The 14,498-nt window shown below is 46.7% G+C and carries 5 protein-coding genes, 3 tRNA genes and 2 rRNA genes; 1 reads left to right on the forward strand and 9 read right to left on the reverse strand.

Annotation, left to right across the window (positions count from 1 at the left end):
- Positions 1-319: 319 nt before the first annotated feature.
- The 9 genes from IPM09_03835 to gyrB form a co-directional block, all read right to left on the reverse strand.
- A 23S ribosomal RNA gene (locus tag IPM09_03835) occupies positions 320-3,677 on the reverse strand.
- A 341-nt stretch (positions 3,678-4,018) separates the two neighbouring features.
- Positions 4,019-4,648: a Type 1 glutamine amidotransferase-like domain-containing protein gene (locus tag IPM09_03840; protein QQS21632.1), complete on the reverse strand. Its 630-nt coding sequence runs from the start codon at positions 4,646-4,648 to the stop codon at positions 4,019-4,021.
- Positions 4,649-4,859: 211 nt separating this feature from the next.
- Positions 4,860-4,936: transfer RNA gene (locus IPM09_03845), tRNA-Ile, on the reverse strand.
- Between the two features lie 119 nt (positions 4,937-5,055).
- A tRNA-Val gene (locus IPM09_03850) sits at positions 5,056-5,132 on the reverse strand.
- Positions 5,133-5,254: 122 nt separating this feature from the next.
- A tRNA-Ala gene (locus IPM09_03855) sits at positions 5,255-5,331 on the reverse strand.
- A gap of 510 nt (positions 5,332-5,841) precedes the next feature.
- Positions 5,842-7,441: ribosomal RNA gene (locus IPM09_03860) — 16S ribosomal RNA — on the reverse strand.
- Between the two features lie 254 nt (positions 7,442-7,695).
- Positions 7,696-8,130, reverse strand: coding sequence for a divergent PAP2 family protein (locus tag IPM09_03865; GenBank protein ID QQS21633.1), 435 nt, complete (start codon positions 8,128-8,130; stop codon positions 7,696-7,698).
- A complete protein-coding gene (gene gyrA / locus IPM09_03870) occupies positions 8,131-10,662 on the reverse strand; it encodes a DNA gyrase subunit A (protein ID QQS21634.1) in 2,532 nt (843 codons plus the stop codon).
- Positions 10,663-10,671: 9 nt separating this feature from the next.
- Positions 10,672-12,648: a DNA topoisomerase (ATP-hydrolyzing) subunit B gene (gene gyrB, locus IPM09_03875; protein ID QQS21635.1), complete on the reverse strand. Its 1,977-nt coding sequence runs from the start codon at positions 12,646-12,648 to the stop codon at positions 10,672-10,674.
- Between the two features lie 168 nt (positions 12,649-12,816).
- Here gyrB and IPM09_03880 point away from each other — a divergent pair, with 168 nt between their 5' ends.
- Positions 12,817-14,487, forward strand: coding sequence for a hypothetical protein (locus IPM09_03880; protein QQS21636.1), 1,671 nt, complete (start codon positions 12,817-12,819; stop codon positions 14,485-14,487).
- Positions 14,488-14,498 lie beyond the last annotated feature (11 nt).

The following is a 14,498-nucleotide window of genomic DNA, read 5'->3' on the forward strand; positions in this document are numbered from 1 at the left end:
CGCTTGGACCCGTATATCTCCACGGTGGGCCAAACCCCTTTCTTCGATGTCCTTGTTGCACGGATGTAGTTGATTGTAAATAATTGACCGGTGTTATGAACACCAATTACTAGTTAAGTCTAGTCCACTTTACAGTGGATTTCAAGATGGCTTCATTCGAATGAGATACGAGGTGCTCACCGAGAACCGAACAAGCTGTACAAAAGGTACTGCTTGTGAAGATCGCAGGTAGAGCAACGATGTAGCTCGCCGAAAGTAATCTGGCGGGCAACTGGCTACGCCAGTTGGCAGGACAGATTACGGTGAAGTCGTCTTGAAACATAAAAAGGCAATGGGACTATTAGTATGCTTCGGCTCCATGTGTTGCCACACTTCCACCTTGCACCTATCAAACAGATCGTCTCTCTGTGTCCTCATAGGGAAATCTAATCTTGAGGTTAGTTTCGCGCTTAATATGCTTTCAGCGCTTATCTAATCCGTACATAGCTACTCGACAATGCAGCAGGTGGCCACAATCGATACACCAGAGGTACGTCCGCCCCGGTCCTCTCGTACTAAGGGTAGATCCTCTCAAATTTCCTAACGTCCATACCGGATATAAACCGAACTGTCTCACGACGTTCTGAACCCAGCTCGCGTACCACTTTAATCGGCGAACAGCCGAACCCTTGGAAGGTGCTCCCCCTCCAGGATGTGATGAGCCGACATCGAGGTGCCAAACAGCGCCGTCTATGTGAACTATTGGGCGCTATAAGCCTGTTATCCCCAGGGTAACTTTTATCCGTGTGCGCTGTCGATCCCACATTCATGTAACAAATGTTACGTACAGCGGGTCACTTGCTCCGACTTTCGTCTCTGATTGGAGTGTCATCCTCACAGTCAAGCTGGCTTGTGCGCATACACTATCACTTCGATTTCCATCCGAAGTTAGCCAACCTTTGAACGCCTCCGCTACTCTTTAGGAGGCAACCGCCCCAGTTAAACTACCCATCATACACGGTCCTCTTGCCGGATAACGGCAAAAGTAAGATCAAAATCACAACAAGGTTGGTATTTCACCTGTGGCTCCACAAATACTGGCGTATCTGCTTCAAAGCCTCCCAACTATGCTACACATGTTGTAACCCGGATCAATGTAAAACTGTAGTAAAGCTCCATGGGGTCTTCTCGTCCTGGTATGGACAGACGGCATCTTTACCGCCAATGCACTTTCACCGAGTCCTTCGCTGAGACAGTGCCCACATGATTACTCCATTCGTGCGGGTCAGAACTTACCTGACAAGGAATTTCGCTACCTTAGGACGGTTATAGTTACCGCCGCCGTTCACTGGGGCTTCAGTTCGCAACTCTCATCGCTCCCCTTAACCTTCCAGCACTGGGCAGGAGTCAGCCCCTATACATCCACTTTCGTGTTCGCAGAGACCTGTGTTTTTGGTAAACAGTTCCGTGGGCTCTTTTGCTGCGGCCCCCACATCGTTAGATACGAAGGACTCACGTACAAAAAGCCTAATCTGTTGATTAGTCTATCTCAGTAAAAAATATTGGTTATCTAAAAAGGATTTTTCGACGACAATTCACCCGAAGGCAAACTGGCGCGTACTCACGTGCAAGTCATCACACTTGCACCGTTTAACCGTTATTCCTCGCTGAGTGTACGCGGCTTTATATCCACCGAAGTGGGGGCAGACCTTATCCCGAAGTTACGGTCGCTGTATTGCCGAGTTCCTTAGCGAAGGTTCTCTCGTAAGCCTGAGTCTACTCGACTCGAGCACCTGTGTTGGTTTGCGGTACGGGCGGACATAGTCTCTGCGCACATCTGCTTTTCTAGCCAGTGCCTTTTCCAAAATCGTCACTCCGAAAAGTAACTTTCACTCCCTTTGCCTTCCGGCTCGGTTGGACGGATACATACCATGAATCCGCTTCGAATATCTCACCGTGAACAGTGTGCAAACTACGCCGGTTCAGGAATATTAACCTGATGTCCATCGCCTACGCTATGCGCCTCGGCTTAGGCCCGACTAACCCTGAGATGATTACCATGGCTCAGGAAACCTTGCTCTTACGGCCGACAGGATTCTCACCTATCTTATGGTTACTCATTCCAGCATTCTCACTTCCTAACGCTCCACTGTACTTTCCAGTCCAGCTTCACTGCAGATAGGAACGCTCCTCTACCACGCGAGTATAAGACAAAACCTACGGTTTTTTCTTATCGTGCCGGCAAAATGACAAGCATTTTGTCGGACTATTCTTTTCCCTCAGGTGAATCAATTTTTGCGAAATAAATTCGCCAAAAATCGACTATTTGAAAGATATTGAGCATCGATAATCCATAAATTTTGTCCTATACTCGCATCCATGTCTTCGGTATTACACTTAGCCCCGTTACATTTTCCACGCAAGATCTCTTGACTAGTGAGCTGTTACGCACTCTTTAAATGAATGGCTGCTTCTAAGCCAACATCCTAGCTGTTTAAGAAATCTCACCTTGTTTCCCACTTAGTGTAAATTTAGGGACCTTAGACGATGGTCTGGGCTGTTTCCCTTTCGAGCGACGAACTTAGCTCCGCCGTTCTAACTGCCGTGATAAAACACATGGTATTCGTAGTTTGTTAAGGGTGAGTAGGATTGCTCCCCTCAGTCCTTTACAGAGCTCTACCCCCATGTGCGAATTACACGACGCCAGTCCTAAAACTGTTTCGAGGAGAACCAGCTATCTCCGAGTTCGATTGGCATTTCACCGCTAACCACAAGTCATCCGGGCCCTTTGCTGCGGACTACGGTTCGGCCCTCCACTCCCTGTTACAGAAGCTTCAGCCTGCTCATGGTTAGGTCACCCGGTTTCGGGTCTAATCCTACATACTAATTCGCCCTATTCAGGCTCGCTTTCACTGTGGCTCCGCCAACTGGCTTAACCTTGCATGTAAAATTAACTCGCTGGATCGTTCTACAAAAAGCACGCCGTCACCGGACAAGCCGGCTCCGACTCCTTGTAGGCACAGAGTTTCAGGATCTATTTCACTCCCCTCCCGGGGTTCTTTTCACCTTTCCATCGCTGTACTAGTTCACTATCGATCGTATATTATATTTAGCCTTGGGAGGTGGTCCTCCCAGATTCAGACAGGGTTTCTCGTGCCCCGCCCTACTCGATACCACACATATAAGGTCAGCGTCGTTTTCGCGTACACGGCTTTCACGTCCTTTGGCTGAGTATTCAACCTCATTCTGCTAACCACGCTGTTTTCTTACCTTATTTACAGATGATAGTCTGTAATCACAAGTCAGATTATTCAACAAAATTGTTAAATCCTCTGACTTGGTCTTGTGTCATATCACAACCCCTTGCAAGCAATAGTCTATCAACCGTTATTGTCTGTAAACAGACAATAACTTGTAAGGTTTGGGCTCGTACGGTTTCGCTCGCCACTACTCCCGCAATCGTTATTTACTTTCTTTTCCTCAACCTACTAAGATGTTTCAGTTCAGTTGGTTCCCGTTCACATACCCTATGTATTCAGGTATGGACAATGCGTTATTAATCGCACTAGGTTTCCCTATTCGGAGATCTCCGGATAATAGCTTGTTGACAGCTACCCGAAGCTTATCGCAGTCTTCCACGTCCTTCATCGGTAATATACGTCTAGGCATCCACTACTGTGCCCTTGAGTACCTTTTTATGCATTGACTTAACTAGTAATTGTTATTCACAACTACTGCCGTCAATCATTACAAATTTTCTTACATAATGAATTGTTAAATTACTGTGACTCCGCTTGAGCGCACATATCCACCACATCGCGCTTATGCTTGATGTAATTTTGTCTGCGTTCAAGATTTTTAACTTACACTATCGTACCACCACGACTCGCACTCTACCAGTGGTAAATTGTTGTAATTTTGGCGATAAAAAATCCTCTCGCGTTTCGGATTGACTTGTACCAAAATCGCCAGAGGTTCATATGAACATTCGCTTACTAAAGAACTAATATACTCCTGTTCGTACAAGAATGCAAGGGTTTCATACAACTTTTATCGTTTTGCCTTTAACTATGACAGCCTGGTCATCACGTAAAATGACGATCTGGTAGTGTTTTTTCAACAGTAACTGGTGAATGTGCATCATAAGCGGACGATATTTTTTATGATCTGCATGAGGAACTACTATAAAATCAACAATATGTAGGCCATCATTAAACCTTTTGGGCGCTTTTTCAGGGTCGTCTGCGGATGCGAACTCCCCAATTGTCGGACAAACCAGAATTGCCCCTGCACTATCACCACCATATACTATCCCTTCGTTCAAAAGTGTATTTATTATTTCTTTCAATCCCACCTCCTCACTCAGCCACCTAAGGTAGAAAACGTTTCCGCCTCCAACCCATATCATGTCAAACTGTCGTAGCTTAGTTAATAATTCATTACTTCTCCCTACGTAAGTTCGTAGATCGATCCTTGAGATATTTCGGGTCACTGCCTCAAGCATACTTCGTGCTCTTTCAACCCATTCTCTACGATTTTCTGGATAGGTGTCAGCGCCATTCTCTATCAGCGCTATCTTGATTTCAGATGGCTCTTTGTCAATTAAATCTATGAACGCTTTCTGGTTTTTTGTTGCCACCGATACTGATGACAGGGATAGTTTTCTCATACTGTTACGAGTATACCAAACAAAAATCACCGCATCTTGGTGGGCGCTGAGGGGCTCGGCCACGTTCCGCGGCCCCGACGCACAGCGATGGCAAGCATAGCTTGTCTCGAGTGACATCCTTGCGAACTGCCCCCAGGCAGTTCGCACCTCCGACCTCGTCATTATATAGCGCCCTTCTGGCGCATATAGCGACTTACCCATTTCTTCTAACTGGTGGGCGATGAGGGACTCGAACCTCCGACCTCGTCATTATCAGTGACGCGCTCTAACCAGCTGAGCTAATCGCCCACAGTTAGAAAAAATGAATTCTTAATCTACTTCGCTTCGCTCAGTAACCGCTAGCAGTGACGCGCTCTAACCAGCTGAGCTAATCGCCCCTGAAGATGCGGGGATCTTATATTATTTCATGGTGGGCGCTGAGGGGCTCGAACCCCCGACCCTCTCGGTGTAAACGAGATGCTCTAGCCAACTGAGCTAAGCGCCCGCATTCCATAAAATTTGGTGGAGTGATCCAGACGTAAAGCCTGGTTCACCCCATACTAAACGTGCGTGGCCTTTACATTCGTAAGACCAAGAGAGTGTATCGATTGTATCCATACGCTATCTTGGTGGAGATACAGAGACTCGAACTCTGGACCCCCTGCTTGCAAAGCAGGTGCTCTAGCCAACTGAGCTATATCCCCAGGCTTCAACCATTCTACTCTATCACCTACCAAATGACAAGTGGTATACTACGCACATATGGTATATACATTTAGCTGGAGTGCATTTTTTATTGGAGGCCTGATCTTACTGGGCGGTGCAGCTCTTGTCGTTTGGTATCGTCAAATCGCAGATACCCTGGGGCATGGGACCGTTAGCTACGAGCGGTACCGACTTTACGGTTTACTTGCTTGCTTATTGGGATTCATTATCATGTTCAACCTCCATAGCCTCCTACTCAACTGGTTCTTCGGGCTATTTTTCGGCAACAAAAACTAGTCGAGGACCAGCAGTAAAAAATAGCACCTCTATTTAAGAGGTGCTATTCCTTTAACAACTTAGCTGTGCAATTTCATCCGTCTTATTTTCATTTTTTGAACTTCGTCTTGTCCGTATAAACACGGCTACTTTGTTATGTAAGCTCAGCATAACAATCAAGACCGACCTAGCTACAACAGTTGATTGCTCGAACTGTTGGCGTAACTCCCTAGAAAGGAGGTAATCCATCCGCACCTTCCGGTACGGATACCTTGTTACGACTTAACCCCAATCATGCCCCCCCACCTTAGGCCGACGAATCGGACTTCGGGTGTTGGTCACTTTCATGGTTTGACGGGCGGTGTGTACAAGACCCGGGAACGTATTCACCGCAACTTGCTGATTTGCGATTACTAGCGATTCCGACTTCATGGAGGCGAGTTTCAGCCTCCAATCCGAACTGGGACTAACTTTGATGCGATTTGCTCCACCTCGCGGCTTTGCTGCGCATTGTATTAGCCATTGTATCGTGTTTCTAGCCCAGGACGTAAGGGAAATACTGACCTGACATCATCCCCTCCTTCCTCCCCGTTACCGGGGCAGTCTACCTAGAAAAATACAACTAAGTACAAGGGTTGCGCTCGTTGATGGACTTAACCAAACATCTCACGACACGAGCTGACGACGGCCATGCATCACCTGTCACAGGGTTCCAAAAGGCACAGACTACTTTCGCAGTCTTTCCCTGGATGTCAAGCCCTGGTAAGGTTCTTCGTTTATCATCGAATTAAAGAACACGATCCACCGCTTGTGCGGGTCCCCGTCAATTCCTTTATGTTTTAGTCTTGCGACCGTACTCCACAGGCGGGATACTTAACGCGTTAGCTTCGCTACTGGAGGGGTCGATACCTCCAACAGCTAGTATCCATCGTTTACGGCGTGGACTACCCGGGTATCTAATCCGGTTCGCTCCCCACGCTTTCGTGCCTCAGTGTCAGAAATGGTCCAGTAACCTGCCTACGCCATTGGTGTTCCTTCTAATATCTACGGATTTCACTCCTACACTAGAAATTCCAGTTACCTCTACCATTCTCGAGTCAGTGAGTTCGAATAATAGCCTGGAGGTTAAGCCCCCAGATTTCACTATTCGCTTTACTGACCACCTACGCAACTCTTTACGCCCAGTCACTCCGGATAACGCTCGGATCCTACGTATGACCGCGGCTGCTGGCACGTAGTTAGCCGATCCTTATTCATAAGTTACCGTCATATTCCTCACTTATAAAAGCAGTTTACGACCCGAAGGCCTTCATCCTGCACGCGGCGTTGCTCCATCAGGGTTGCCCCCATTGTGGAAGATTCCTCACTGCTGCCTCCCGTAGGAGTCTGGACCGTGTCTCAGTTCCAGTCTGGCTGGTCATCCTCTCAGACCAGCTACGGATCGTCGGCTTGGTGAGCCATTACCTCACCAACAACCTAATCCGACGCGGGCCGCTCCCAAAGCGCATTGCTGCTTTAATCCGAAGATCATATGCGGTATTAGACACCGTTTCCGGTGCTTATTCCTCACTTTGGGGCACGTTCCCACGCGTTACTCAGCCGTCCGCCGCTCGCCGACATTTCTCACTCTTCACTCCTCGATACTTGTATTATAAGAGTTACCAATAATACAACCTTTCACCTTCGTTTTAGGTACGGGATCTTGTAAACAAAATCCCTACTCCTGCCACGAAAGACGAGAAGCGAACAGTGAGAAACTCGCTGCCGCTCGACTTGCATGTGTTAGGCACGCCGCCAGCGTTCATCCTGAGCCAGGATCAAACTCTCCATAAAAAAACGCTTCGATTATGAGAAAACCCAAAGGTTTTCCCATCACGCGGCACGAACGAGTAAATCGTTCGAAACCGGTTGCTCTTTTCGAACAACAAGCTATCTACTCAAAAATAGACTGACGATGATAATTGCACAACTAAATTGTTAAATTACGCAAAAAACCTAACTGCTGAACAGATATATACCTACCATCTCGCAATCAGACTCAAACCATCATATCGCATAGAATCACTTTGGTCAAGGTATTTTATCTGTTATTTCGTAGCGATAAAGACAACAATACCAATAAGTGCGCCAAGCGTTGCCCCGACAAGAACTTCAAGCGGGGTATGACCCTTAGCGGCACGGGGAATCGTTACTCGCTCGTTTTCTTTTGCAACACGGATAAGCTCCTGGATAGCGAGCCCCTGCTCACCCACCGAGCGACGAACCATAATCGCATCGTACATCACAACGCCAGCAACCATGATCGCAATCCCGAATAGCGCAGACTCGAACCCCTGAGTGAAGCCGACGACAGTGGCCACCGACATAACAGTTGCACTATGTGCACTGGGCATATTCCCAGAAAGATATAGCTGTCGTAATACACCGAAATTCTTGCTCTTTATAGCAACAATCAGATATTTGCTCCCCTGGGCAACAACCCAGCTCGAAACAATTGCTAACAGGTAGGGCGACAGTTTCACTTATTTGATATCCTTCTCTTCTATATCGTCCTTGATACTCTCTTCCATCATACCAATCGAAGAAACCGCATCTCCATCGCCAAGTCGCATAATAGTCACACCTTGGGTGGTCCTTCCTAGAAGCTTGATATCGTCAAGGCTAAGCCGAATCGTTTGACCATTTTTAGATATCAGTATCGCCTCTGTCATGGTTGGTTCAATCGTTTGGACCGACATTATTGGACCAGTTTTTGCCGTCACAACCGCAGCTTTGATGCCCACCCCCCCGCGTTTATGACTGGGGAAGTTCGCTACTTTCGTCTTCTTGCCGAAACCGCGCTCGCTAATAACCAGTAGCGTCTGGTCGTCGCTTGTCACAATATCCATACCAACAACACAATCATTCGGCCTCAGTCGCACACCACGTACGCCGCGTGCAGATCGACCCATAGGACGAGTGTCGGATTCATTGAAGCGCACAGCCTGCCCAGCAGATGTTGATATTATCACATCATTTTTACCGGTTGTTTGCTTAATCCAACGCAACTCATCTCCGGCATCGAGATTGATTGTTATCAATCCGTTGGTTCGAATGTTTGCATAATCCTTAAGTGGTGTTTTCTTCACGGTACCCTTTGTAGTGGCCATGAACAAATATCCTTCTTCGCCCGCGTTCTTCGAGTGACCCACAATCGATGTAATCTTCTCTTCGGGCTGCAACTGTAGCAGATTTACTGCAGCAACACCTTTAGCGGCCAAGCTGGCAGCCGGAACTTCATAAGCCTTCAAACGGAATACGCGACCTTTGTTTGTAAAGAAGAGTAGCCAATCATGGGTCGATGCGGTCACAAGCTGATCGATGACATCTTCTTCCTTTGTGGTCATACCTCGCTTACCCTTACCGCCCCTGTTCTGACGTCGATAATCACTGACAAGTGTGCGCTTAATGTAGTTTTCTGTTGTAAGAAGAACAACTACATCTTCATCTGGTATTAGCTCTTCATCGCTGAACTTGCCCAATTCATGGTTGATAATCTTGCTTCGGCGCTCATCACCATACTTCTCTTTCATTTCAAGCAGTTCTGTCTTTATGATGGCGAGGATTTCATTCTCGTCAGCAAGTATTTCCTCGAAACGTTTAATCATCGCTAGAAGTCCTGTGAGCTCGCTCTCAATCGCCTCACGCTCAAGGCCAGTGAGTCGGCGAAGCTGCATCGCGAGTATCGCTTTAGCCTGTATCTCACTTAATTTAAACTTCGCGATCAACGCCTTTTCGGCCTCATCTTGCGTCTTACTGGCGCGGATTGTTTTAATAACTTCGTCAATGTGGTCAAGAGCTATTTTGTAACCTTCCAGAATATGTGCACGTTCACGAGCCTTGCGCAGCTCGTATTCGGTGCGTCGACGCACGACGTACTGACGATGCTTCACAAACTCTTCAAGCATTTCTTTGAGACCCAAGATCCGTGGCTGTACCCCATCAATCAGCGCAAGCATGTTAAAGTTGAAACTCGTCTGGAGTGGCGTCAGCTTATAAAGCTGGTTAAGAAGTTTCTTGGGGTATGCGTCTTTTTTTAGCTCAATGACTATGCGTACCTGGCCGCGTGCGCTTTCATCGTTAAGATCACTTATACCATTGATCTTTTTATCCTTAACAAGCTCGGCGATTTTTTCAATCAGCGTGGCCTTATTAACTCCGTACGGAACCTCAGTTACTACGATTTGATGCCTGCCCTTCTTCGTTTCAACAATATCCGCAACCGCTCGCATCATCACGCTACCTCGACCCGTCTGATATGCTTGCCTCATAGGGGCACCGCCATAAATAGTAGCTCCGGTAGGAAAATCTGGACCTTTGACATGTTTTAGAAGATCATCTGTTGTTACTTCACGATTCTCAATCAGCTCGACTGTAGCATCAACCAGCTCGCTGAGATTATGCGAGGGAATGTTTGTCGCCATACCGACAGCGATGCCAATCTGGCCGTTAAGTAGTAGGTTTGGTACTTTTGCGGGTAAAACCACGGGCTCTTGGCGTGAGCCATCATAGTTGTCGCGAAAAGCAATCGTTTCTTTGTCGATATCAACCAGCATCTCATCTGCTAGTTTTGCCATGCGAGCTTCCGTGTAACGCATTGCTGCTGGCTCGTCCCCGTCCATCGAACCAAAGTTCCCTTGCCCCTGAATAAGTGGATAGCGAAGCGACCATGGTTGCGCAAGACGAACCATTGCGTTATAGATGGCACTGTCACCATGTGGATGATACTTACCCATCACATCACCGACGATAAGCGCACTTTTTACAAACTTCGCTGTTGATCGGTTATTATTAACATTCATGGAATACAGAATGCGGCGATGTACCGGCTTTAGTCCATCGCGCACATCAGGTAATGCACGATCAATAATCACGCTCATTGAGTAGCGGAAGAAGCTATCTTCCATTACTTTCTCAATAGTACGATGCTCAATACCCGCTGACTCTACGGGCAGAGCATCAAGATCCATATCATCGTCATTTGTTGGTACGTTTGTTGTCATATCATCGTCCATACTTCACCTCTAAATATCTAGCTCTTCGAGCTTTGCGTTTTTCGCTTCTGACTGAATAAAGTTTTTGCGAAGCGTTACATCATCGCCCATAAGCTTTGTAAAAATTGCGTCTGCACGTTCAGCATCTTCAACATTTACCTTTATTAATACTCGGTTATCGGGGTTCATTGTCGTTTCCCATAGCTGTTCGGCGTCCATTTCACCAAGCCCCTTGAATCGTGACACTGTCACACCAGCCTGCTTCATGCGGTCCTCGCTATCGTCGACTGCAATACCTCGCAACCTTCTATCAGCAATCGTCGCCTCAAGCGCTTCATCAAGCTGTGGCTCATCATAGACATATTGCTTTTTTTGACCCTTGTTAATGCTAAAGAGAGGCGGTTTTGCAAGATATACATAACCACCTTCGACAATTTCTTTCATATAGCGGAAGAAGAATGTCAGTAGCAGAGTAGAAATGTGACTACCGTCGACGTCAGCATCGGTCATGATAATAATCTTATGGTAGCGAAGCCCGTTGATGTCGAACTGCTCACCGATACCAACCCCAAATGCCTGTATCATGGCTACAATTTCTTTATTGGCAAACATTTTATCAAGCCGTGCCCGCTCAGTATTCAGCACTTTTCCTCGTAGAGGTAAGATTGCTTGCGTGCGGTTGTCGCGCCCTTCTTTGGCAGAACCGGCCGCAGAGTTACCCTCAACAATATATATTTCACTATCCGCGGGACTTTTACTTGAACAATCCCATAGTTTTCCGGGCAGACCCATGCCGTCAAGTGCTCCCTTACGCAGCACATTGTCTCGAGCAGCACGAGCAGCCTTGCGGGCCCGAGCTGCCAGAAGTGCCTTACCGACTATCTTTTTAGCGGCATCTGGGTTTTCATCAAGGAAGTAGGCAAAGTATTCGTTCATAACCTGTTCGACATAGCGCCGAACTTCAGGGTTGCCAAGTTTATTCTTTGTCTGACCCTCAAACTGAGGATCGGGTAACTTTACCAAAATAACAGCAGTTAGGCCCTCGCGTATATCATCACCGCTCAGGTTATCCTCTTTTTCTTTTAACAGGCTGTTCTTACGAGCATAGTCGTTAATAACCCGCGTCAGCGCAGCACGAAATCCCACAAGATGCGTACCGCCATCTGGGGTAAGCACATTGTTAGCAAACGGCCTCACGGTCTCAATATAGGTATCGTTGTACTGAATTGCCACTTCGATCATCGAGTCCTCAACTTGCCGCTCGACATAGAACACTTCGTCAGCCAATACCTCTTTGCCAATATTAAGATTCTTTACATAACTCTTAATTCCACCCTCAAAATAGAATGCTTGACGCTCTTTTGTTCGTTCGTCGTAAACAGTTCCGTATAAACCCTTGGTGAGATAGGCTTGGTGACGCAAATAGCTGACGACCCATTTATAGTCAAACTCGACCGTCTCTTTAAAAATTTCAGGGTCAGGATAAAACGTGATACGTGTTCCCTGAGGACGATCAGTTTTACCAACCTTCTTGAAGGGTATGGAAGTTTTTCCGCGCTCGAACTCAACACTATAAAGCTCTCCGCTCTTAACTACTTCAGCAATCATCCGGACAGATAGTGCATTGACAACTGATGAGCCAACCCCGTGGAGTCCTGATGACACTTTGTAGCCACCCCCGCCGAATTTACCACCTGCGTGAAGCACAGTGAGTACCGTCTCCAGGGTACTAAGCCCAGTTTTGGGGTGTTTATCAACAGGAATACCACGCCCATCATCGGTAACCTCGAGACCACCGTCGGCAAGAATACGAATATCAACTCTAGTACCAAAGCCCGCAATTGCCTCGTCCACGGAGTTGTCGGCAATTTCTTTTATAAGATGGTGAACACCGTCGTAACCAGTACTACCGATATACATTCCTGGACGCTTGCGGACTGGATCGAGTCCCTCTAGAACCTGGATTTGCGAGCCATCATAAGAGCCATCATCTTTTTGTTTAGCCATTATCCCTCACTTCAGTCGATTCAGCTATTTACTATTTAATATAAGAATGCCTCCATTATACCATAAAAAAAATTGTTCATTCAATTGATTGCATTGAACATATTTCTTATGCTATTATGGAACAGAGAGGTCTAAAGCAAACAAAATAAATATATCGGTAATAGCATTATGTTTAGAAAATTAGTATCTAATCTAGCCTTTAGCCCAGCACTTGTTGGGCAGCTCAGCTTTTATGCAAAACGACTAAAAAAGGAAGAGGCTACTCGTCGCATAGGGCTTATCTTCACCGCACTTGCATTGGTGATGCAGTCGTTTGCCGTATTCTCTCCACCAGAGGCAGCGAATGCTTCAAGCCCATCAAATTTTATTCCGGGCGGTGTCACCACTAAGGAGGGTTACCTAGCTCATTACGATGCAAATACAAATAATATCCGTGATCTTTTTAATCAACTTGGAATTTCGCGAACGAACATACAAAATACCACCAAGCAGTATCTTAATTCAAAACGGGATGGCTTGATCAGCTGGGGCTTAACATCGCGCTATAGTTATGCTCAAGGCGAAAGGTCGTATACTATTCGAACTGATTCTGGTGGCACTCGCACTTTTTATTATCGTCCACTTACCCTGTGGGACACTTACAACAACGTAACAAACGGATCAAACTATTACGTCTTTGTGGGCCAAACTAGCGATGGGATGTGGTTTGGTCTCATGCTAGTATGCGGTAATCTGGTTCTAAAGATTTATCCTCCCCAGCCCAAATGTCCAGCCGGCTATGTTGGCGAGTATCCAAACTGTACCGTGCCACCAAAAATGTGCACAATTCCTGGTAAAGAAAGTCTGCCCGAAAATAGCCCAAACTGCAAGCCCGAGCCGGTTGCGCGCTGTGATAGTCTAAAAATTACTAAGCTTCTGGACAACTACCAGCTCACTGGTGAAGGCTATGCGGCCAATGGAGCTAGCATATCAAGCTATGTGTTCGTCATCAAAAAAGACGGCAAGGTTGTCGATACAAAGACAGTTAGTACTAGCGCCGCATCCGCAATTGCGACCTATACAACAAAAGCTGAGGGCGCCTACACTGTTGAGCTAACGGTAAAAACTTCACTAGGTGATAAATACGGCCCCGACTGTGTCAGAACGTTCAACATCCCCGCTCCCGAGATGTGTCCACAAAATCCAAAAATTGCCAAAGACAGTCCTGAATGCCAACCATGTCCAGGCGACTCAACCCTGTGGATTAAAGACGAGAAATGTAAAGCGAGTGTTGTACTTACCAAGACTGCCAACAACATTACACAGGGTAACACTGATGCAACAAAAACTGCCGCTCGAGCAAATGATAAAATCATTTATACTCTTGAGCTTACTAATCACGGGAAAGCTTCTGCGGAAGTGATACCTGAAGAAAAGCTAGACGATGTTCTGGAATACGCATCAGTCATAGATGCTGGTGGTGGCAGCTTCGACGGTATTTCAAAAAGCTTATCGTGGCCAAAAATCACCCTAAAGCCTAACGAAAAGCAAACACGCATGTTCACAATTCAGTTATTAAGTACGATACCCGCTATGGGAACAGGCGTTAGCGACCGATCATCATATGACTGCAAAATGATTAATACCTTTGGCAATTCAGTATCAATCAATATCGACTGTCCTGTGCAAAAACAGGTAGTTGAGCGGACTGTAGCCGAGCTCCCTCACACCGGTCCGCGCGAAAATATGATATTTGCAGGAGTCATCTTCTCCATTGTCGCCTACTTCTACGCACGATCACGGCAAGTGAAGAAGGAAGTTCGTCTCATCCGTCGAGATTTGAACGCAGGAACAATATAACGAGACAGGAA

The organism is Candidatus Saccharibacteria bacterium (assembly GCA_016700015.1).
Lineage (GTDB): Bacteria > Patescibacteriota > Saccharimonadia > Saccharimonadales > Saccharimonadaceae > Saccharimonas.

What these genes read in the sequence shown, in the direction of transcription:
- gyrA (QQS21634.1), bottom strand. Translation starts at nt 10,662, where the DNA reads ATGGACGATGATATGACAACAAACGTACCAACAAATGACGATGATATG.
- gyrB (QQS21635.1), bottom strand. Translation starts at nt 12,648, where the DNA reads ATGGCTAAACAAAAAGATGATGGCTCTTATGATGGCTCGCAAATCCAG.
- IPM09_03840 (QQS21632.1), bottom strand. Translation starts at nt 4,648, where the DNA reads ATGAGAAAACTATCCCTGTCATCAGTATCGGTGGCAACAAAAAACCAG.
- IPM09_03880 (QQS21636.1), top strand. Translation starts at nt 12,817, where the DNA reads ATGTTTAGAAAATTAGTATCTAATCTAGCCTTTAGCCCAGCACTTGTT.